Annotated in this window: 18 protein-coding genes; 10 read left to right on the plus strand and 8 right to left on the minus strand. The window is 73.4% G+C overall.

The window, feature by feature from the left end; genetic code table 11:
* Positions 1–102 precede the first annotated feature (102 nt).
* Entirely contained in the window at positions 103–1,179 is a 1,077-nt protein-coding gene (locus tag ACGF1Z_RS12895; RefSeq protein WP_393003026.1) for an enoyl-CoA hydratase/isomerase family protein, read from the minus strand.
* 156 nt (positions 1,180–1,335) lie between these two features.
* Between ACGF1Z_RS12895 and ACGF1Z_RS12900 the strand changes: the two genes are divergently transcribed.
* The 4 genes from ACGF1Z_RS12900 (at position 1,336) to ACGF1Z_RS12915 (ending at position 5,963) form a co-directional block, all read left to right on the plus strand.
* Positions 1,336–1,818: an SRPBCC family protein gene (locus ACGF1Z_RS12900; protein ID WP_393003028.1), complete on the plus strand. Its 483-nt coding sequence runs from the start codon at positions 1,336–1,338 to the stop codon at positions 1,816–1,818.
* 103 nt (positions 1,819–1,921) lie between these two features.
* Positions 1,922–4,693 (plus strand): SpoIIE family protein phosphatase, encoded by a 2,772-nt coding sequence (locus ACGF1Z_RS12905; protein WP_393003030.1) that lies wholly within the window; start codon positions 1,922–1,924, stop codon positions 4,691–4,693.
* 47 nt (positions 4,694–4,740) lie between these two features.
* Positions 4,741–5,151: a VOC family protein gene (locus tag ACGF1Z_RS12910; RefSeq protein ID WP_393003032.1), complete on the plus strand. Its 411-nt coding sequence runs from the start codon at positions 4,741–4,743 to the stop codon at positions 5,149–5,151.
* A gap of 227 nt (positions 5,152–5,378) precedes the next feature.
* Positions 5,379–5,963 (plus strand): TetR/AcrR family transcriptional regulator, encoded by a 585-nt coding sequence (locus ACGF1Z_RS12915; protein WP_393003034.1) that lies wholly within the window; start codon positions 5,379–5,381, stop codon positions 5,961–5,963.
* Positions 5,964–6,020: 57 nt separating this feature from the next.
* Here ACGF1Z_RS12915 and ACGF1Z_RS12920 read toward each other — a convergent pair whose 3' ends face one another.
* Positions 6,021–7,289, minus strand: a complete 1,269-nt coding sequence (locus tag ACGF1Z_RS12920; protein WP_393003036.1) for a phosphoribosyltransferase family protein — start codon at positions 7,287–7,289, stop codon at positions 6,021–6,023.
* A 49-nt stretch (positions 7,290–7,338) separates the two neighbouring features.
* Positions 7,339–8,469 carry a CapA family protein gene (locus tag ACGF1Z_RS12925; protein WP_393003038.1) on the minus strand — a complete coding sequence of 377 codons (1,131 nt, stop codon included), beginning with the start codon at positions 8,467–8,469 and terminating at the stop codon, positions 7,339–7,341.
* Positions 8,470–8,615: 146 nt separating this feature from the next.
* Here ACGF1Z_RS12925 and ACGF1Z_RS12930 point away from each other — a divergent pair, with 146 nt between their 5' ends.
* On the plus strand, positions 8,616–9,968 hold the full coding sequence (locus tag ACGF1Z_RS12930) for a serine hydrolase domain-containing protein (protein WP_393003040.1): 1,353 nt from the start codon (positions 8,616–8,618) through the stop codon (positions 9,966–9,968).
* A 16-nt stretch (positions 9,969–9,984) separates the two neighbouring features.
* Here the strand turns inward: ACGF1Z_RS12930 and ACGF1Z_RS12935 are convergent, their stop codons facing one another.
* On the minus strand, positions 9,985–10,578 hold the full coding sequence (locus ACGF1Z_RS12935) for a hypothetical protein (protein WP_393003042.1): 594 nt from the start codon (positions 10,576–10,578) through the stop codon (positions 9,985–9,987).
* A 146-nt stretch (positions 10,579–10,724) separates the two neighbouring features.
* Between ACGF1Z_RS12935 and ACGF1Z_RS12940 the strand changes: the two genes are divergently transcribed.
* On the plus strand, positions 10,725–11,372 hold the full coding sequence (locus tag ACGF1Z_RS12940; protein ID WP_393003044.1) for an NADPH-dependent F420 reductase: 648 nt from the start codon (positions 10,725–10,727) through the stop codon (positions 11,370–11,372).
* A 6-nt stretch (positions 11,373–11,378) separates the two neighbouring features.
* Here the strand turns inward: ACGF1Z_RS12940 and ACGF1Z_RS12945 are convergent, their stop codons facing one another.
* Positions 11,379–12,806 carry an aspartate ammonia-lyase gene (locus tag ACGF1Z_RS12945; protein ID WP_393003046.1) on the minus strand — a complete coding sequence of 476 codons (1,428 nt, stop codon included), beginning with the start codon at positions 12,804–12,806 and terminating at the stop codon, positions 11,379–11,381.
* A gap of 500 nt (positions 12,807–13,306) precedes the next feature.
* Complete coding sequence (locus ACGF1Z_RS12950; RefSeq protein WP_393003048.1) at positions 13,307–14,347, minus strand: asparaginase; 1,041 nt, start codon at positions 14,345–14,347, stop codon at positions 13,307–13,309.
* Positions 14,348–14,455: 108 nt separating this feature from the next.
* Here ACGF1Z_RS12950 and ACGF1Z_RS12955 point away from each other — a divergent pair, with 108 nt between their 5' ends.
* The 3 genes from ACGF1Z_RS12955 (at position 14,456) to ACGF1Z_RS12965 (ending at position 17,375) form a co-directional block, all read left to right on the plus strand.
* Positions 14,456–14,911, plus strand: coding sequence for an Lrp/AsnC family transcriptional regulator (locus ACGF1Z_RS12955; RefSeq protein ID WP_393003050.1), 456 nt, complete (start codon positions 14,456–14,458; stop codon positions 14,909–14,911).
* A 183-nt stretch (positions 14,912–15,094) separates the two neighbouring features.
* Complete coding sequence (locus ACGF1Z_RS12960; protein ID WP_393003052.1) at positions 15,095–16,546, plus strand: hydrolase; 1,452 nt, start codon at positions 15,095–15,097, stop codon at positions 16,544–16,546.
* A 31-nt stretch (positions 16,547–16,577) separates the two neighbouring features.
* Positions 16,578–17,375, plus strand: coding sequence for an endonuclease I family protein (locus tag ACGF1Z_RS12965; protein WP_393003054.1), 798 nt, complete (start codon positions 16,578–16,580; stop codon positions 17,373–17,375).
* A 105-nt stretch (positions 17,376–17,480) separates the two neighbouring features.
* Here the strand turns inward: ACGF1Z_RS12965 and ACGF1Z_RS12970 are convergent, their stop codons facing one another.
* Together ACGF1Z_RS12970 and ACGF1Z_RS12975 are read right to left on the minus strand one after the other, a co-directional pair.
* Positions 17,481–17,828 (minus strand): VOC family protein, encoded by a 348-nt coding sequence (locus tag ACGF1Z_RS12970; protein WP_393003056.1) that lies wholly within the window; start codon positions 17,826–17,828, stop codon positions 17,481–17,483.
* Positions 17,829–17,924: 96 nt separating this feature from the next.
* Positions 17,925–18,128 carry an ATP-binding protein gene (locus tag ACGF1Z_RS12975; RefSeq protein WP_393003058.1) on the minus strand — a complete coding sequence of 68 codons (204 nt, stop codon included), beginning with the start codon at positions 18,126–18,128 and terminating at the stop codon, positions 17,925–17,927.
* A 216-nt stretch (positions 18,129–18,344) separates the two neighbouring features.
* Here ACGF1Z_RS12975 and ACGF1Z_RS12980 point away from each other — a divergent pair, with 216 nt between their 5' ends.
* Complete coding sequence (locus ACGF1Z_RS12980) at positions 18,345–19,061, plus strand: flavodoxin family protein (RefSeq protein ID WP_393003060.1); 717 nt, start codon at positions 18,345–18,347, stop codon at positions 19,059–19,061.
* The last annotated feature ends 1 nt before the right edge of the window (position 19,062 follow it).

Raw genomic sequence — 19,062 nt, forward strand, 5'->3', positions numbered from 1 at the left:
CGGGGACCCGGCGGCTGCCGAACGGCGGCCGCTTCCCGCCTGCGGGTCCGGGGCGGGAGATCGCCGAGTACGACCCGCGGGCCGCGCTCGCGGCGGCCGGGATCACTCCGCCGGGCGGCCGGGAGGGGTGAGCCCCAGCTCGCCGGCGGGGCGCGGGGCGAACCAGCTCTCGGTGGCCTGCTCCGTCACCTGGGCGAGGGTCGGCGGGGTCCAGCGCGGGTTCCGGTCCTTGTCGACGACCTGGGCGCGGATGCCCTCGACCAGATCCGAGGAGGCGAGGGCCGCGCAGGAGAGGCGGAACTCCATGTTCAGCGTCTCTTCGAGCGAGTCCAGGGCCCGGGCGCGGCGCACCGCGGCGAGGGCGGCCTTGAGGGCGGTGGGCGAGCGGGTGAGCAGGACGGTCGCGGTCTCCTTGGCCTCGGGCACGCCGGAGTCGGTGAGACGGTCCACGATGTCCTCGACCGTGTCTGCCGCGTAGCAGGCGTCGATCCAGGCGCGCCGCGCGGCGAGTGCGCCGTCGGGCGCCGGCCGGGCGAATCGGGCGACCGCGTCGGCGGCCGGCTCGGTGGTGAGGGCGGCGGCGAGCGCGGGCAGGTCGGCGGCGGGGACGAAGTGGTCCGCGAGGCCGGCGAGGATCGCGTCGGCCGCCGCGGCCGGCGTGCCGGTGAGGGCGAGGTGGGTGCCGAGTTCGCCGGGGGCGCGGCTCAGCAGGTGGGTGCCGCCGACGTCGGGGACGAAGCCGATGCCGGTCTCGGGCATGGCGACGCGCGAGCGCTCGGTGACGATGCGGACGGAGCCGTGTCCGGAGACGCCGACGCCGCCGCCCATCACGATGCCGTCCATGAAGGCCACGTAGGGCTTGGGATACCGGGCGATACGGGCGTTGAGCCGGTACTCGTCGCGCCAGAACTCCACGGACGCGGTGCCGCCGGCGCGGGCGTCGTCGTGGATGGCGCGGATGTCGCCTCCCGCGCACAGACCCCTCTCCCCCGCGCCGCGGAGGACGACGGTCGTGACGGCCGGGTCGTGCTCCCACGCGGTCAGCGCCTCGTCGATCCGGCGCACCATGCCGTGGGTGAGGGCGTTGATGGCCCGGGGCCGGTTCAGGGTGAGGAAGCCGGCGCGTCCCGCCGTGTGGACGAGGACCTCCGGCTCGGGGAGGCCGGTGGGTACCGACATGCTGCCTTCTTCCTTCCGGCGTGCCGGACCGGGGGTCCGGGCTGTCCCTGCAACGAAACGATCTTCCGTCCACCGTAGCTGCCGGGACCGCGCCCGCACAGGCCCTCAGTCCGCTACCGTACCCGCGGGTAACACAGTGGACCGAGGGGAGCGGGCATGGCACGGCAGCGGAATCTCGAGGAATCGGTACTGGTGGAGGCGGATCGCGGCACCTTGTACGGCCTGGTGTCGGACCTGCGGAACATGGGGCGCTGGAGTCCCGAGTGCCGTCGGGTCCTCACGGGGCGGGCGCCGGTGCGGGCCGGGAGCCGCTTCGTCGGGCTCAACCGGCGCGGCCCGTTCGTCTGGTTCACCACCGGCCGGATCACGGCGGCCCGCCCGGGCGAGGAGTTCGTCTTCGACGTGGGCGTCCTCGGGCTGCCGATCGCACGCTGGGGATACCGCTTCGAGGACGAGGGGACGGGGACGCGGGTGACGGAGACCTGGCAGGATCTGCGTACGGGAACAGGCTCGGGCTTCGCCGACCTGCTCGGTACGGTCTTCGCGGGCACCTCCCCGGAGCGGCGGATCGCCGTGAACCGGCACGGGATGCGCACCACGCTCGCGCGCCTCGCGCGCGCGGCCGCTCCGGCCGGCTGAGCACGTCGGTCGCGCTCCGTGGCGGCCTCCCGTTTCCCCTGCCGGTGGCGACGGGGGCAGCATGGAAGGAAGCCCCGGCTAGCAGGGCGGGAAGGAGCGCACCGTGACGCGAGGCGCGGACGGGTCCCCCGGTGGCACCCACGGGCGGCCCACCGGACTACGGAGCGTCGCGAGCCAGGTCTTCGCCCTGCAGGCGGTCATCGCGCTGCTGATCGTGGCCGCCGCCGCGCTCGCCCTCGTGCTGCAGGGCCAGTACGACAGTGAGCGGGACGCCCGCAACCGCTCCCTGGCCGTCGCCGAGACCCTCGCCCACGCGCCGGGGATCGAGGAGGCCCTGCGTTCCCCCGATCCGTCCTCGGTGCTGCAGTCCAAGGCCGAGGCGGCGCGCCGGCGCTCCGGGGTCGACTTCGTCGCGGTGCTCGCGCCGGACGGGGCCCGCTACACGGACTCCGACCCCTCGCTGATCGGCCAGCGGGCCCAGGGCGACATCGCCCGGGCCCGGGCCGGCGAGTCGTTCACCGAGATCTTCCACGGGGCGCCGAACGACGCCGTACGGGCGGTCGTTCCGGTCCGGGACGAGAAGGGGGCCGTCATCGGCATGGTGTCCAGCGGCGTCGAAGTGGCGACCGTCGGACACGCCGTGCAGGGCCGGCTGCCGCTGCTCCTCGGCGCGGCGGGGATAGGGCTCGCGATCGCCGTGGGCGGCGCCGCGCTGGTGAGCGGCAGGCTGCGGCGCCAGACCCACGGTCTGGGCCCGGCCGAGATGACCCGCCTCAAGGAGCACCACGAGGCCGTCCTCCACTCGGTCAAGGAGGGCGTGGTGATCATCGGGGGTGACGGACGTCTGCTGCTCGCCAACGACGAGGCACGGCGACTGCTCAAGCTGCCCGAGGACGCGGAGCAACGGCATGTGCGCGAGCTCGGGCTGGAGCCGCGCACGGCCGCCCTGCTGCTGTCCGGGCGGGCCGCGACGGACGAGGTGCACCCGGCCGGCGACCGGCTGCTCGCGCTGAACGTGCGGGCGACGGGCGACGGCGCCGCCGACGGCGGCTGCGTGATGACCATGCGCGACACGACCGAGCTGGCCGCGCTGACCGGCAGGGCCGAGGTGGCCCGGGGCAGGCTGCGGCTGCTGTACGAGGCGGGCACGCGGATCGGCACGACGCTGGACGTCGTACGGACGGCGGAGGAGCTGTCGGAGGTCGCCGTGCCGCGGTTCGCCGACGTCGTGACCGTGGAGCTGCTCGATCCGGTGGTGCGCGGCGACGAACCCTCGGGCGCGTTCACGGAGATGCGGCGGACGGCCCTCAGCGGGGTGAAGCAGGAGACGCCCCTGCAGCCGGTGGGCGATCTGATCCGGTTCGTGGTGCCGAGCACGCCGATGGCCTCGGCACTGGACGAGGGGCGCGCGGTGCTCCAGGCGGATCTGGCGGCGGCGGACGGCTGGCGGGCGCAGGACCCCGAGGGAGCGGCGCAGGCACTCGCGTACGGGCTGCACTCGCTGCTCACGGTGCCGCTGCTGGCCCGCGGCGTGGTGCTCGGCATGGCGAACTTCTGGCGCGGCCGGGAGACCCCGGAGCCGTTCGGCGAGGAGGACCTGTCCTTCGCGGAGGAGCTGGCGGCGCGTGCCGCGCTGGCGATCGACAACGCGCGGCGCTTCACCCGGGAGCACTCGATGGCGGTGGCGCTGCAGCGCAGCCTGCTGCCCCGGGTGCTGCCGGAACAGAGCGCGATGCAGGTCGCGTTCCGCTATCTGCCGGCGAAGGCGGGGGTCGGCGGCGACTGGTTCGACGTGATCCCGCTGCCGGGGGCACGGGTGGCGCTGGTCGTCGGGGACGTGGTGGGGCACGGGCTGCACGCGGCGGCGACCATGGGCCGGCTGCGGACGGCGGTGGCGAACTTCTCGACGCTCGACCTGCAGCCGGACGAGCTCCTGAGCCACCTGGACGAGTTGATCGACCGGCTCGGCGAGGAGCACGAGCCGGGCGGCGCCGGGGACGGCGGGGGCGGTGGGGACGGCGGGGCCGAGGGCACCACGGGCGCCACCTGTCTCTACGCCATCTACGACCCGACCACGGGTTCCTGCACGATGGCGAGCGCCGGACATCCGGGGCCCGCACTGGTCCGCCCGGACGGGAGCGTGGAGTTCCCCGCGGTGCCGGCCGGGCTGCCGCTGGGCCTCGGCCTCGGCGACCGCCCGTTCGCGTCCGCGCGCCTGAAGCTGGAGCCGGGCAGCAAGCTGGTGATGTTCACCGACGGGCTCCTGGAGGACCGGCACCGGGACTTCGACACCGGCCTCGAACTGCTGCGCAAGGCGCTGGCGCGTCCGGGCCGGTCGCCCGAGCAGGCCTGCGCGGACGTCATCGCGACGCTGCTGCAGCCGATGCCGAACGACGACATCGCCCTGCTGGTGGCGGGCGCCGACCGGATCCCGCCGGACCGGATCGCGGAGTGGGAGGTGCCGAGCGATCCGTCCGCCGTCTCACCGGTGCGCTCGGCGGCGGCGGCGCGGATCGCGGCGTGGGGGCTGGAGGAGGCCGGGTTCACGGCCGAACTGGTGCTCAGTGAGCTGATCACCAACGCGATCCGTTACGGGCGCCCGCCGGTGCGGGTGCGGCTCGTGTACGACCGGGTGCTGATCTGCGAGGTGTCGGACGGCAGCAGCACCTCGCCGCATCTGCGGCATGCGACGGACACCGACGAGGGCGGCCGCGGGCTCTTCCTGGTGGCGCAGTTCGCGCAGCGATGGGGCACCCGGTACGCGCGTCGCGGCAAGACGATCTGGGCCGAGCTGCCGATCGCCCCGGACCAGGCGAGCGGCAACGGTGCGGGGCCGGTGCCGGACCTGGACGCCCTGGAGGATCTGGCCTGGTGAGGGCGGCGGGTTAGGGTCGACGCGAGCGAGCGACCCCGGAGGAGCCCATGACCAGCCAGGCCGTCACCGGTGCCCTGCACCACGTGGAGATCTGGGTGCCCGACATCGGGCGGGCCACGGCCTCGTTCGGTCCGCTGCTCGAAGGGCTCGGCCACGAGCCGTTCCAGGAGTGGGAGCGGGGCCGGAGCTGGCGGCGGGGGGCCACGTATCTGGTGTTCGAGGAGTCGTCGGCACTGAGCGCGGACGCGCACGACCGGCTGCGTCCGGGCCTCAACCACCTGGCGTTCCATGTGGCGACGCGTGCGGAGATGGACCGTCTGGTCGAGGAGGCCGTGCGCGGCGGCTGGCGGCTGCTGTTCCCCGACCGTCATCCGCACGCGGGCGGGGAACGGAGCTGTGCCGCCTATCTGGAGAACGCGGACGGTTTCGAGCTCGAGCTGGTCGCGTCGGAGTGGTGACCGGCCGGCTCGGCCGAGGCCGTGCGCGGGGCGGTCGTGAGGGTGCACGGCGGCGTCGCCGGACATCTCCCGGGTGAAGACGCCGACCATGCGCGCGACCCCGGCCCCGAGCCGCAACCGGCGCCGGCCCCGGCCCTGACCGCACCCGGCGCCGGAAACCCCGCTCCACTGCGCCCGTAGTACTCTCCCCGGAGTACTCGTGACGGCCGAGGACGGGAGTGAAGAGGGTGGCGCGCAGGAACCCGGAGCGCAGGGCGGCGCTCGTCGACGCCGCGATCGAGGTGCTCGCCCGGGAGGGGGCGCGGGGCCTCACCTTCCGGGCCGTGGACACCGAGGCGGCCGTGCCGCCCGGCACCGCGTCGAACTACTTCGCCAACCGCGACGACCTGCTCACCCAGGCCGGCGCCCGCGTCTACGAGCGTCTGCAGCCCGGCGAGGAGGAGATCTCCCGCCAGCAGGCCGCACCTCCGGACCGGGAGACGTACAAGGAGCTGATGAAGGAGGTCGTCGGCCGGGTCAGCTCCTTCCGCACGGGCCATCTCGCCCTCCTCGAACTGCGCCTGGAGGCCACCCGGCGACCCGAGCTGCGCGCGGTCCTCACCGAGCGGGTGCGCGCCGACGTCGATGCCAACGTCACGTACCACGAGGCCTCCGGCCTGCCCGGTGACGCGACCGCCGTCAAGCTGCTGATCCTCGCCTTCAACTGGCTGATCACGGAGCAGCTCACGCTGCCGGGCGTGTTCTCGGAGGAGGAGCGGAACGCCCTGATCGAGGCCGCCGTGGACCGCGTCGTCGGCGGCGCCCAGACGTAGTCCGCCTCCGGTGCCGGGCTCCCGCCGCCGTCGCTCCGGTGACCGCGGTCCGTGTCGTCACAGCCACTGGGCGAACCAGGCCGCCGCGAGCGTGCCCACCTCCTCCAGGGCTCCCGGCTCCTCGAAGAGGTGGCCGGCGCCGGGGACGGTGACGAGCCGGTGCTCACAGCGCAGGCGCTGCCCGGCCCGGTGGTTGAGGTCGAGGACCGGGGCGTCCGCACCGCCGACGATCAGCAGGGTCGGGGCGGTGACCTCGGGCAGACGCTCGTCCGCGAGGTCGGGCCGGCCGCCCCGGGAGACGAGGGCGCCGACACCGCTGCCGGGTTCCGCCGCGGCCCACAGCGCGGCCGCCGCTCCCGTACTGGCCCCGAAGTAGCCGGTGCGCAGCCCGTCCGTGCCGGGCCGGCCGGCGAGCCAGGCGGCGGCCTGGCCCAGGCGCCCGGCCAGCAGCGGGGTGTCGAAGACGTTCGCCCGGTCGGCGGCCTCGTCCTCGGTGAGCAGGTCGAAGAGCAGTGTGCCGAGTCCCGCGCGGTTCAGGGTCCCGGCGACGGCGCGGTTGCGCGGGCTGTGCCGGCTGCTGCCGCTGCCGTGCGCGAACAGCACGACGCCGGTGGCCCCCTCGGGCACGGTGAGCCGTCCACCGACGGCGAGTTCCCGGAGCGGTATGCGGACCTCGGTGTCCTCCCCGCGTGCGCCGCGCCGCGGTCGCAGCAGGGCGACGACCTCCTCGTCGGGCGTCTGCGAGAAGTCCTGGTAGAACTGCCCGATGGCGTAGAAGGCCGCGGGGTCGTGCACGCAGTACGTCTCGTCCGCGGACGCACCGATCCGCGCCGTCCAGCCCTGCGGCGCGACCGGCACCGCGAGGACGATCCGGGCGGCGCCGCGGGCCCGGACGACCTGGCACGCGGCGAGCGCGGTGGCCCCGGTGGCGAAGCCGTCGTCCACGACGACCGCGGTGCGGCCGCCGATGTCGGCGGGCTCACGGGCGCCGCGGTAGCGCCGGGCGCGTTCCTCCAGGACGGCCCGTTCGCGGAGTTCGACCCGGGCGAGGTCCCGCTCCGAGACGCCGGTCCGGACGATGACGTCGTCGTTGAGGACGCGCACGCCGCCCTCGCCGATGGCACCCATCGCCAGCTCGGGCTGAGAGGGCACGCCCAGCTTCCTTACGAGACAGATGTCGAGCGGCGCGCCGAGCGCGTCGGCGACCTCGGCGGCGACGGGCACTCCCCCGCGGGGCAGCCCGAGAACGGTCACGTCCTGGCCCTTCAGCCCTTCGAGCCGGGCGGCGAGCTGCCTGCCCGCGTCGGTGCGGTCGGTGAAGTACATGTCCTGCTCGCCTTCCTGCCCGTCCGCGCGCGCCGGCCCCGGTGGGCCGTCACACCGGCCGGGCGGTCAGGGCCGGCCCGCCGTCGTCCCCCACGGGAGCGGTGGCGATCCGCATCCCGTAGGGGCGGCTGATCCGGCCGAGCACGTCGTGGAGCCACCGCAGGTCCTGCTCCGGGGCTCGTTCGAGGCGCAGGCGCCGGCTGCGCAGCGGCACGAGCCGCACCTCCGCCAGGCTGCCGTCCTCGTCGTGGACGGTGACGAAGTGGAGGAGACGCAGGTCGTCGCGGTAACGCTCCTGCCCGGTGATCCCCTCGTAGTCGTTGACGAGGTCGCCGCAGCCGTGCAGGACGAGCCTGCCCCGGTACACCTCCAGGGGCCGCGGATGGTGCGAGGAGTGCCCGTGCACGATGTCCGCCCCCGCGTCGACGAGGGCGTGACCGAGGGAGACCTCGGCGCGTCCGGGCGCGTAGCCCCAGTTGGACCCCCAGTGCACCGAGACCACGACGAGGTCGCCCGGACGGCGGCCTTCGCGCAGCCGGGCGGTGAGCCGGGTGGCGGCCCGGTCGCCTGGCCCGGCGGCGTAGTGGATCCCGCCGCGCCGCGCCGTGGCCGCCCAGTGGCGCGGCACCCCGCTGGACGCCAGGCCGAGAGCGTGGACGAGGAGCCGGCCGCCGCCGGGCAGGGGGACCGTCGCCGGGCGGCGGGCCTCCGCGGCGTCGCGCCCGGCGCCCGCGGTACGCAGGCCCGCTGCCCCGAGGGCGTCGAGCGTGTCGTCGAGGCCGCCCCGCCCGTAGTCGAGGACGTGGTTGTTGGCGAGGACGACGACATCGGGGCGTACGGCGGCGAGCGCGGGCAGGTTGGCCGGATCCATGCGGTAGTGGACGGCCTTGCCGGGGTCGGGCTCGCCCCGGCGGGTGACCGCGGTCTCCAGATTGACCACGCGGGCGTCCGGCCGCGCGTCGTCGACCAGTTCGAGGGCCTCGCCCCACGGGTAGGCGGGCGCCACGGCCCGGGGCACCGGTCCGGAGACGGCTTCGGCGAGGGCCACGTAGTCACGGGCGTCCCGCACCCATCGCTCGGGCAGGGCGGGATCGAGGGGATGGGGAAGGATCTGGTCGATTCCCCGGCCGAGCATCACGTCGCCGCAGAGGAACAGACCGGTCAGACCACCGCCGCCCATACACCCAGGGTAGTCCCGCGGACGTCATGCGTTCCGATGATCGTGATCGTTCCGGCGAAGGACGCGCGACGCGGGCCGGTCCGGCCAGGATGGACGGTCCGCGCACGGACGGTGCGCGGACCGGACCACGGAGAGGACCTCCTTTGATGCGCACGACGCGCACCGCACGCTCCAGCCGCTTAGGCCTCGGCCGACCGGCCCGTACGACGGCCGTGCTCTCGACCGCCCTGCTCGCCCTGTCCCTGGGCGTGCTGCCGGCCCAGGCCGCCGGCGCCGCGGGGGCGCCGGCCGGCCCGACGGCGGCCCGCCACCTGCCCGCGCTCGACCGCGCGGCCCTGCGCGCCTCGCTCGACGCCTTCCACACCGCCGGCATGTACGGAGCGTTCGCGGCGGTCCGCGACGGCTCCGAGCAGTGGCGGGGCGCCACCGGCCTCGCCGATCCGGCCACCGGACGGCCCATGGCCCCGGACTTCGAGCACCGGGTCGGCAGCATCACCAAGAGCTTCACGGCCGTCGCGATCCTCCAGCAGGTCGAGCGCCACCGGATCGACCTGGACGCGCCGGTCGCCCGCTACGTGCCCGACCTCGTACCGGGCGAGCGCGGCGAGCAGGTGACGGTCCGGATGCTGCTCAACCACACCAGCGGCATCGCCGACTACGTCCTGCCCGCCTTCCCCGGCCTGCTGCAGGACCCGGGGAAGACCCTGGACGAGAACCGGCTGCGGCACATCGAGCCGGAGGAACTGGTGCGCCTCGGCCTCGCCGCCCCGCCGGTCGCGCAGCGCGGCGAGTTCAGCTACGCCAACACCAACTTCGTCCTCGCGGGGCTGATCCTGGAGCGGGCCACCGGCCAGGACGCGGAGGCGTACATCACCCGCAACGTCATCCGCCGCGCCGGCCTGCGCCACACCTACTTCCCGGCCTCGGCGGCCCTGAAGGGCCCGCACCCGGGGATGTACGAGTCGTTCTTCGGCTTCATCGACCCGCCGCGCGACTACAGCGCGTACGACATGTCGTGGGCGAGCACGGCGGGCGCGCTGGTGTCGACGACCAGCGACCTGGACGCCTTCTACCGCAAGCTGCTCGGCGGCAAGCTCCTCGGCCCCGCCGCGCTGCGCGCGATGAAGACGACGGTCCCGGCGGCCGTGACCCCGGACGGCGAGTTGGTGATGCGCTACGGCCTCGGTCTCTACACCCTGAGGATGCCGAGCGGCTGGTACTGGGGGCACGACGGCGCGGTGTTCGGCGCGGGCACCTGGTCCCTCGCCACGGAGGACGGACGCCGGCAGGTCTCCGTCGCCTACAATCTGATGAAGTACCAGCGCCTCGACGAGCAGGGGCAGCCCCTGCCGGAGGCGATCACCCCGGCGCTCTACGCCTTCGTGGACGGCGCCCTGCGCGGGGGTGCACCGGCGGCCGTCCGGGGCCCGCGTTCCGCGGCCCCGCTGCCGGCGGCGGACCTCCCGCCGCTGGTCGACCGGCTGCCGACCGGGCATTAGGCAGGGGCCGGGTCCTTTAGCGGTCGGCCCGTGCCGCGCGGCGGATGGTGGCGTCCACGAGGGCGAGCGCCTCCGCCGCGGTCCGGCCCGGGGCCCGGTTCCAGGGGCCGATGAGCTGGTACCAGCCGCGCGAGCGGAGTTCTTCGAGCATCCACGCGCCGGCCTCGTTCATGGTGCCGGCGCTGCCGTAGCCGAGGCGGTGGGCGGCGAGCATCGCCCCGCAGACACAGCGCGCGCCCCGGGCGTCGCGGAGTCTGTACGGGGTGTTCTGCCAGCCCCATTCGGTCAGGACGCGCCGGGCGTGCGCGAGGTGCACCGAAGGGCGCACATCGGGCTGCCCGATACGGCGCCAGACGTGCAGCCGGTCCGGCAGCATCGCGCCGATCCGCCCCGGGAGCGCCCGCTCCTCGGTGCGGGGGGCGAGCGAGGCGAGCGCGTCGGAGACGAGCCGGTCCACCGGGACGGACAGCAGCGTCCGCCAGTCGGCCTCGTCCTCCCCCGCCGGCGGGGCGTCGGTCCACGCCGCCACGATCTCCTGCCAGGCCTCGCTGTCGAGCAGGGCGGCTGCCTCGTGGTCGAGCCCGTCGGGGGTGGTGGCTGCGGTGGTCATGCGGGCGACTCCACGACTCGATTCTTCCTGCTTTCGTAGGAATGTCGGCTTTGTCGTGCAGGAACTTGAGTCGTAGGCCCTTTCGACGGCACGTCAGGGCGTACGGTCGCCTCCGGACCCCCTCGTCACGAAGGAGCGCAACGCGCATGAGAATCGCGGTACTCGGCACGGGAGAGGTCGGCCGCCGGCTCGCGGGCAAGCTGGTCTCGCTCGGCCACGAGGTGACGCTCGGATCCAGGTCCGCGGATCACGCGGGCGCGACGGCGTGGGCCGCGGAGCACCGCGCCGCGCACGGCACCTTCGCCGCGGCCGCGTCCGGCGCCGAGCTGGTGGTGAACGCGACCGGCGGTCTGGTGTCGCTGGCCGCGCTCGAGGCGGCCGGCGCGGAGAACCTCAAGGGCAAGGTCCTCGTCGACGTGTCGAACCCGCTGGACTTCTCGGAGGGCATGCCGCCGAAGGTCCTGACGCCGGACGGCGGCAGCCTCGCCGAGCAGATCCAGCGCGCGTTCCCGGACGCGCGGGTGGTGAAGACGCTCAACACCATGACGAACACCGTCATGGTCGACCCCTCCCGCGTCCCGGGCGACCACGTCGTCTTCGTCTGCGGCGACGACGCCGAGGCCAAGTCCGCCGTGACCGGCCTGCTGCGGTCCTTCGGCTGGCCGGACGAGCGGATCCTCGACCTCGGCGACCTGACGGGGGCCCGGGCCACCGAACTGGTGCTGCCGCTGTGGCTGCGCCTGTTCGGGACCTTCGGCACCGCGGACTTCAACTTCGCGCTGCCGAGGGCCTGACCCGGATCAGACCTTCAGCACACCGCCCGACGTGCCCGTCAGGTGCTCGGGCGTGAGCAGCTCGGCGAGCCGCTCGGGCGGGAGCAGCCCCTTCTCCAGGGTGAGTTCGGCGACCGAGCGGCCGGTGGCGAGGGCCTCCTGCGCGATGGCGGTGGCCGCCGTGTACCCGAGGTGCGGGTTGAGCGCGGTGGCCAGGCCGATGGAGTTCTCGACGCTCGCGCGCAGCGTGTCGACGTTGGCGGTGATGCCGGTGACGCAGCGCTCCGCGAGCGTGAGACAGGCCGCCTTCAGGGACGTCAGGCTCTTCGACAGGGCGTGGAAGATGACCGGCTCGAAGGCGTTGAGCTGGAGCTGGCCGCCCTCGGCCGCCATCGTGATCGTCATGTCGTTGCCGATCACCTCGAAGGCGACCTGGTTGACGACCTCGGGGATGACCGGGTTGACCTTGCCCGGCATGATGCTCGAACCGGCCTGCACGGGCGGGAGGTTGATCTCGCCGAAGCCGGCGCGCGGACCGGACGAGAGCAGTCGCAGGTCGTTGCAGGTCTTGGAGAGCTTCACGGCGATCCGCTTGAGGACGCCGGACAGCTGCACGAAGGCCCCGCAGTCCTGGGTGGCCTCGACCAGGTTGACGGAGGTGACCAGCGGCAGGCCCGTGATGTCCGCGAGCCGGCGGCGGGCGGTCTCGGCGTAGCCGGGGGCGGCGTTGAGACCGGTGCCGATGGCGGTGGCACCGAGGTTGATCTCGTGGATCAGCTCGACGGCCTCGGCGAGACGCCCTCGGTCCTCCTCCAGCATCACGGCGTAGGTGGAGAACTCCTGGCCCAGCGTCATGGGCACGGCGTCCTGGAGCTGGGTGCGCCCCATCTTGACGACCGCGCCGAACTCGACGGCCTTCTCGGCGAACGCGTCCTGGAGCACGGCCATCGCACGCAGCAGCTCACGGGCGGCGCCGATGGCGGCGATGCGGATGGCGGTCGGGTAGACGTCGTTGGTGGACTGGCCGAGGTTGACGTCCTCGTTGGGGTGGAGCCGCGCGTAGTCGCCCTTGGCGTGGCCGAGGAGTTCGAGGGCGCGGTTGGCGACGACCTCGTTGGCGTTCATGTTGGTGGAGGTGCCGGCGCCGCCCTGGACGACGTCCACGACGAACTCGCCGTGCAGCGCGCCGCCCCGGATCTCCCGGCAGGCGGCCACGATCGCGCCGGCCTTCTCCGCGGGCAGCAGGCCGAGCTCCTCATTGGCGAGGGCGGCGGCCTCCTTCACGGCGGCGAGGGCCTCGATGAGCTGCGGGTAGACGGAGATCGGGGTGCCGGTGATGGCGAAGTTCTCGGTGGCGCGCAGGGTGTGCACGCCCCAGTACGCCTCGGCGGGGACGTCCCGGTCACCGAGCAGGTCGTGCTCGCGGCGGACGTTCTTCTGTTGTGCGGGGATCACGGTGAGGGTGCCTTACGCGTGGGGAGGGAGGGGGGAGGGGAGACGGAGGAGGATCCGGGGCCGCCCCGGACGGACGGCCCCGAGCCCTCGGGGACGACGACCAGGCCGGCATCGGGGAGGAGTCCGGTGCCCGGAGCGGCCGTGGTGGTGCCGGGCCGGGGCAGCGGCCTTTCCGGGCGAGGGGGAACGCGTGGGTGCGGACCCCACGCGGAGGCCCCGGACCCGCGGCGCGGGACTGGGGTCGGGCCCGCGGCGGGCGGGCGCCGTGACGCGCAGCGCACCCCACGGGGTGGACGACGTCCTGGCGCGAGCGGCCCCGGGGCGGACCCGCGAGCCGGGGCCGGGCAGGGGTGACGTCCGCGCCACCTGCCACGGATGGGCGGTCGTCCCGCGGGCGGGGCGGAACGGGCCTGCACGCCGAAGCCCTGCCAGGGGTGGGCGGTCGTTCCCCCCGGGCGGGGCGGAACGGGCCCGCACCCGGAGAACGCAGCGCCGGTGGGTCAGTGGGCGAGGGCCAGGGTGGGTTCGGGTCGCACCGGGCCCTGGAGGAGGTCGCGCAGCAGCGCGGTGCGACGCTCCGGCGACGTGTGGTCGGCGAGGAGCGCGGCCAGCAGCGCGATCCGGGCCTGCCCGGGACGCAGGGTCCCGGCCAGGACGGCACCGGCGGCGGCCAGGTCGACGGCGCCGCCGCCCGTGTAGACCTCGGCGACGGGGCCGGAGGCGACACGGGTGGACAGCACGACGTGGACACCCTGCTCGACGGCGCGGGCCACGGCCGCGGCCATCTCGGGGGTGGCGTTGCCGGCGCCGGTGCCGACCAGCACGATGCCCCGGGCGCCGGCGGCGAGGGACGCGTCGAAGAGGACCGGGTCGGCGTCGGAGTGGTGCATCACGATGTCGACGCGGGGCACGGGCCGCCCGTCACCGGGCAGCGGGAGCGGGACGGACCGCTCGGGCTCGCGCTCGACGTCGACCTGGCCGAAGCCGAGGCGGCCGAGCCGCTCGCCGGACGGGTCGGCGAAGGGGTCGGAGGCGAGCGTCTTGGTCTTCACGGTGCCACGGGCCGCGTGGACGAGGCCGTCGAAGACGACGAGCACGCCGAGGCCGTGGACGGTGGCCGCGACCTGGAGGGCGTCGTAGAGGTTGCCGGGACCGTCGCCGTCGCCCGTGCCGAAGGGGCGCTGGGCGCCGGTGAAGACCACCGGGCGCGGGTCGGAGTGGTGCAGGTCCAGGAAGAAGGCCGACTCCTCGAGGGTGTCGGTCCCGTGGGTGACGACGATGCCGTCGACGCCCGGGTCGGCGAGGGTCTCGTGGACGGTGCGCAGCAGGGTGAGCTGACGGCCGGTGGTCATCCGGGAGCTGTTCACGTTGAAGAGGTCGACGACCTCGACGTGCACGTTGTCGGGGACCGCGGCCGTCGCGACGACGTCGTCGCCCGACGCGTCCGCGGCGTATCCGCTGCCGGTCCACCGGCTGGCTATGGTGCCGCCGGTGCTGATGACCACGATGCGGCGCGGCCGGGCGTCGCGCGTCCACTTCATGATGATGCTGTCCTTCCTCGGGGTGCACGGCAACGATAGGTCAGCAGACACGCAACGCGATTGCGAAATCAGCCCGGAATCATGAATTCCGTGGTGGATGATTGCGTCATGGACCGTATCGATCTTCAGATCTTGCGTGAGCTTCAGCAGGATGGCCGTCTGAGCAACCAGGAGCTCGCCCAGCGCGTCGGACTGAGCCCCTCTCCCTGCATGCGCCGGGTGCGCCAGCTGGAACAGGACGGCGTGATCCAGGGCTATCGCGCGGTGATCGACCCCGGGGCGGTCGGGCGGGGCTTCGAGGTCCTGGTCTCGGTGGAGGTGAAGCGGGACCGGGAGACGGTGGAGGCCTTCGAGGAGGCCCTCCAGGACATCCCGGACGTGATCGAGGCCTACCGCCTCTTCGGCAGCCCCGGCTGCCTCCTGCGGATCGCGGTCGCGGACCTGGCGGCGTACGAGCGCCTGTGGATCGAGCGCCTGACGACGCTGGCGGGGGTCACCGAGGTGAACTCGCAGATCATCATGAAGCGGGTCAAGGAGCCGCGCGGCCTGCCGGTGGACCGCTGATCGTTCACGGGAAAGCCTGCTTCCGCGCGGATTGAGGCATTCCATGGGTGGGTTTTGGTCATGTACGGTTCAACCGCGCGTGACGTGAGCGTCCGATCCCCGACGTTCTACGCGCGCAGAGTGGGCGCCCGCACCGCACCGCCTTTCCGCCCTTCCGCCCCATCCCCCACGGAGGTCTGACGGATGCTCGGACTCAGAAGGTCCACCCGCCGTTTCGCCACCCTGACCGCCTGCGGAGCCCTGGTCGCCGCGGCGGCCTCCACCGCCCTCGGCTCGCCCGCGGCCGCCGCACCGGAGGGCACCGCCGCCACGCCCCTGCGCGTGCTCTTCGACAACTCCAAGGCGGAGACCGCCGGGAACGCCGACTGGATCATCGGCACCGGCCAGCCCGACCCCCTCACCCAGGACCCCACGCCCTCCGTCGAGACGGACTGGACCGGCGCCCTCTCGGCCTGGGGTGTGGCCCTGCAGAGGACCGGCCGGTACGCGCTGAAGACGGTCCCCTCGGGCGGCACGATCACCTACGGCACCACGTCCGCGACCGACCTGCAGAACTTCGACACCTTCGTGCTGCCCGAGCCCAACGTGCGGCTCGGCGCCGCCGAGAAGACCGCGATCATGAGGTTCGTCCAGAACGGCGGCGGGCTGTTCCTGATCTCGGACCACAGCGGCGCCGACCGCGACAACGACGGCTGGGACGCGGTCGAGGTCATCAACGACCTGATGGCCGACAACGGCGTGGACGACACCGACCCGTTCGGCTTCAGCGTCGACACCGGCACCGTCCAGACGGACGACCCGCGCGCCGTCGCCGACACCACCGACCCCGTGCTCAACGGCTCCTTCGGCAAGGTGACCGGCAGCATCATCCGCAGCGGCACCACCGTCACCCTCAAGCCCGCCGACAACCCGGCGGCGAAGGGCCTGGTCTACCGCACGGGCTCCTCCGGCACGACCGGCGCCTTCTTCGCGACCAGCACCTTCGGCAGCGGCCGCGTCGCCGTCTGGGGCGACAGCTCCCCGATCGACGACGGCACCGGCCAGTCAGGCAACACACTGTACGACGGCTGGAACGACCCCGCGGGCAGCAACGCGGCGCTGGCCCTCAACGCCACCGACTGGCTGTCCAAGGCGACGAGCGGCGGGAGCGGCGGCGGCACCTGCACCGCCGGCCAGCTGCTGGCCAACCCCGGCTTCGAGTCCGGCACCACGGCCTGGAGCGCCTCGTCCGGCGTGATCACCAACGACACCGGCCGTCCGGCCCGCACCGGCTCGTACAAGGCCTGGCTGAGCGGCTACGGCTCCGCCCACACCGACACGCTCTCCCAGACGGTCACGATCCCGGCGGGCTGCACCACCGCCGCCCTGTCCTTCTGGACGCGCATCGACACGGCCGAGACCACCACGACCACCGCGTACGACACGCTCAGGGTCCAGGTCCTGAACAGCGGCGGCACCGTCCTGTCCACCCTGGCCACGTACTCGAACCTCAACGCGTCCGGGAGCTACGTCCAGCGCTCCTTCGACCTGTCCGCCTACGCCGGGCAGACCGTGACGCTCAAGCTCACCGGCACGGAGGGCGCCACCCTCCAGACCTCCTTCGTGATCGACGACACCTCGCTCACCGTCGGCTGAACCCGCTCCCCCCACCTCAGAAGGGACACCCATGTCCGTAGCGCACAGACGCGGCTGGAAGACCTGGGCCGCGATATCCGCCGCCCTCACCGGCCTCGTCCTCCCCACCGTCGCCGCCTCCCCCGCGGACGCCACGACCACCGCGTACGACAGCACGTACTACAAGAACGCGGTGGGCAAGTCCGGCACGAGCCTCAAGTCCTCGCTGCACACCATCATCAGCAGCCAGAGCAAGATCTCGTACGACGCGGTCTGGAACGCGCTCAAGGTCACCGACCAGGATCCCGGCAACACCGCCAACGTGCTCCTCCTCTACAGCGGTGTCTCGCGCAGCAAGAACCTCAACGGCGGCGCCGTCGGCAACTGGAACCGCGAGCACGTGTGGGCCCAGTCGCACGGCGACTTCGGCACCTCGGCCGGCCCCGGAACCGACCTGCACCACCTGCGCGCCGCCGACGTCCAGGTCAACAGCACACGGGGCAACAAGGACTTCGACAACGGCGGCAGCGCCGTCAGCGGCGCCCCCGGCAGCTACACGGACTCCAACTCCTTCGAGCCGCGCGACGCCGACAAGGGCGACGTGGCCCGGATGATCCTCTACATGGCCGTCCGGTACGAAGGTGACGACGCCTGGCCGGACCTGGAGGCGAACGACTCCATCAACGGCAGCGTGCCCCTGCACGGCCGCCTCTCGGTCCTGAAGCAGTGGAACGAGCAGGACCCGCCGAGCGCCTTCGAGGAGCGCCGCAACGACGTCATCTACAACTCGTACCAGGGCAACCGCAACCCGTTCATCGACCACCCGGAGTGGGTCGAGGCGATCTGGTGACCCGGGCGTGAGGGCCGCCCGGGCTTCCCGCACCCGCGGGGAGCCCGGGCCGCCGGGGTCCCGGTGGCCGGCCCCGGGATGCGGCAGGTGAGGCGGGGAGGACCGTCAGCGGTGGCCCAGCACGTTGACCACCCGCCCGTTGGGATCACGGACGAAGAACCGCCGTACTCCCCACTCCTCGTCCTGCAGGGGGTGCACGATCTCCGCGCCGCTCTCCCGGACCGCCGCGTAGGCCGCGTCCACGTCGTCCACCTCGACGCTCATGTCGGGAGTGACCGGGGCGGTCCTGTCACCGGCCATGAAACTGATCTGCGCCGTCGGGCTGGACGGGGACGCGAGCGTCATGATCCAGCCGTGGTTCATGACCTCCTCGAAGCCGAGCAGGCCGTAGAACTCCCGGCTCTCCCGGGCAGCCTCCGACTGGACATTGGGTACGACACGGCGGACGGCCATCGGCAACTCCCGGGGGAAACGGATCGGCGTTGAGGCTCCCATGAGTACTACGCCGCACCGGCCGACGCACGCACCGTGCCGCATCGCCCCCGGACGCTACGACGGCTCGACCGGAAGCCGCACCGTGACGGACGGTCCGCCGCCGGGGCGGGGCGCCAGGCCGGGCGTGCCGTCGTGCGCGCGGACGATGCCGTGCACGAGGGCGAGGCCGAGGCCGGCATGCCCGTCGGTCCGCGCCCGTTCCGTTCGCGCCGTTCGGCGAGGGGGAGCAGGGAGGGATGTTGCGGTGGCGTATGCCATTCTCCCTACGCCCGCGATGCACGCGATCCCCTCACCGCCGCCGGGCCGCCGCGAGTGTCGCCCCGCCCGGGAGACGGCCCGGCCGGCGGACCGGAGGGCGGACCGTCAGGCAACCGGCCCAGCTCCGCGAGCGCCCGGGGCGAAGGCCTGGTGGGCTGTACGGGGAGAACTCCGGTGCCTTCACGCCCGGACCCCGGAGCGTATGAGGAGGATTCCGTGCCGGACTCGACGACGTCGTACGCCGACCTGCGCGCCCTGGTGATCAACTGCACCTTGAAACGTTCACCGGAGCGCAGCCACACACAAGGGCTGATCGACATCAGCACCGGGATCATGGAGCGCCAGGGTGTGCAGGTCGAGGTGCTCAGGGCGGTGGACATCGACATCGCGACCGGTGTCTGGCCTGACATGACGGAGCACGGGTGGGAGACCGACGAGTGGCCCGTCATCTACTCGAAGGTGATGGCCGCGGACATCCTCACCCTGGCCGGCCCGGTATGGCTGGGAGACAACTCCTCCGTCATGAAGCAGGTGATCGAGCGCCTGTACGCCTGCTCGTCGATCCTCAACGAGCAGGGCCAGTACGCCTACTACGGGCGGGTGGGCGGCTGCCTGATCACCGGCAACGAGGACGGCGCCAAGCACTGCGCGATGAACGTCCTCTACAGCCTCCAGCACCTCGGATACGTCATTCCGCCGCAGGCGGACGCCGGCTGGGTCGGCGAGGCCGGCCCGGGCCCGTCGTACCTCGACCCCGGTTCCGGCGGTCCGGACAACGACTTCACAAACCGCAACACGACCTTCATGACCTGGAACCAGCTCCACCTGGCGAGGATGCTCAAGGACGCCGGCGGCATCCCCGCCCACGGAAACCAGCGCTCCGAGTGGGACGCCGGCTGCCGGTTCGACTTCGAGAACCCCGAGCACCGCTGAG

The sequence above is a fragment of the Streptomyces sp. NPDC048018 genome (genome assembly GCF_043202995.1).
Taxonomy (GTDB): Bacteria; Actinomycetota; Actinomycetes; order Streptomycetales; family Streptomycetaceae; genus Streptomyces.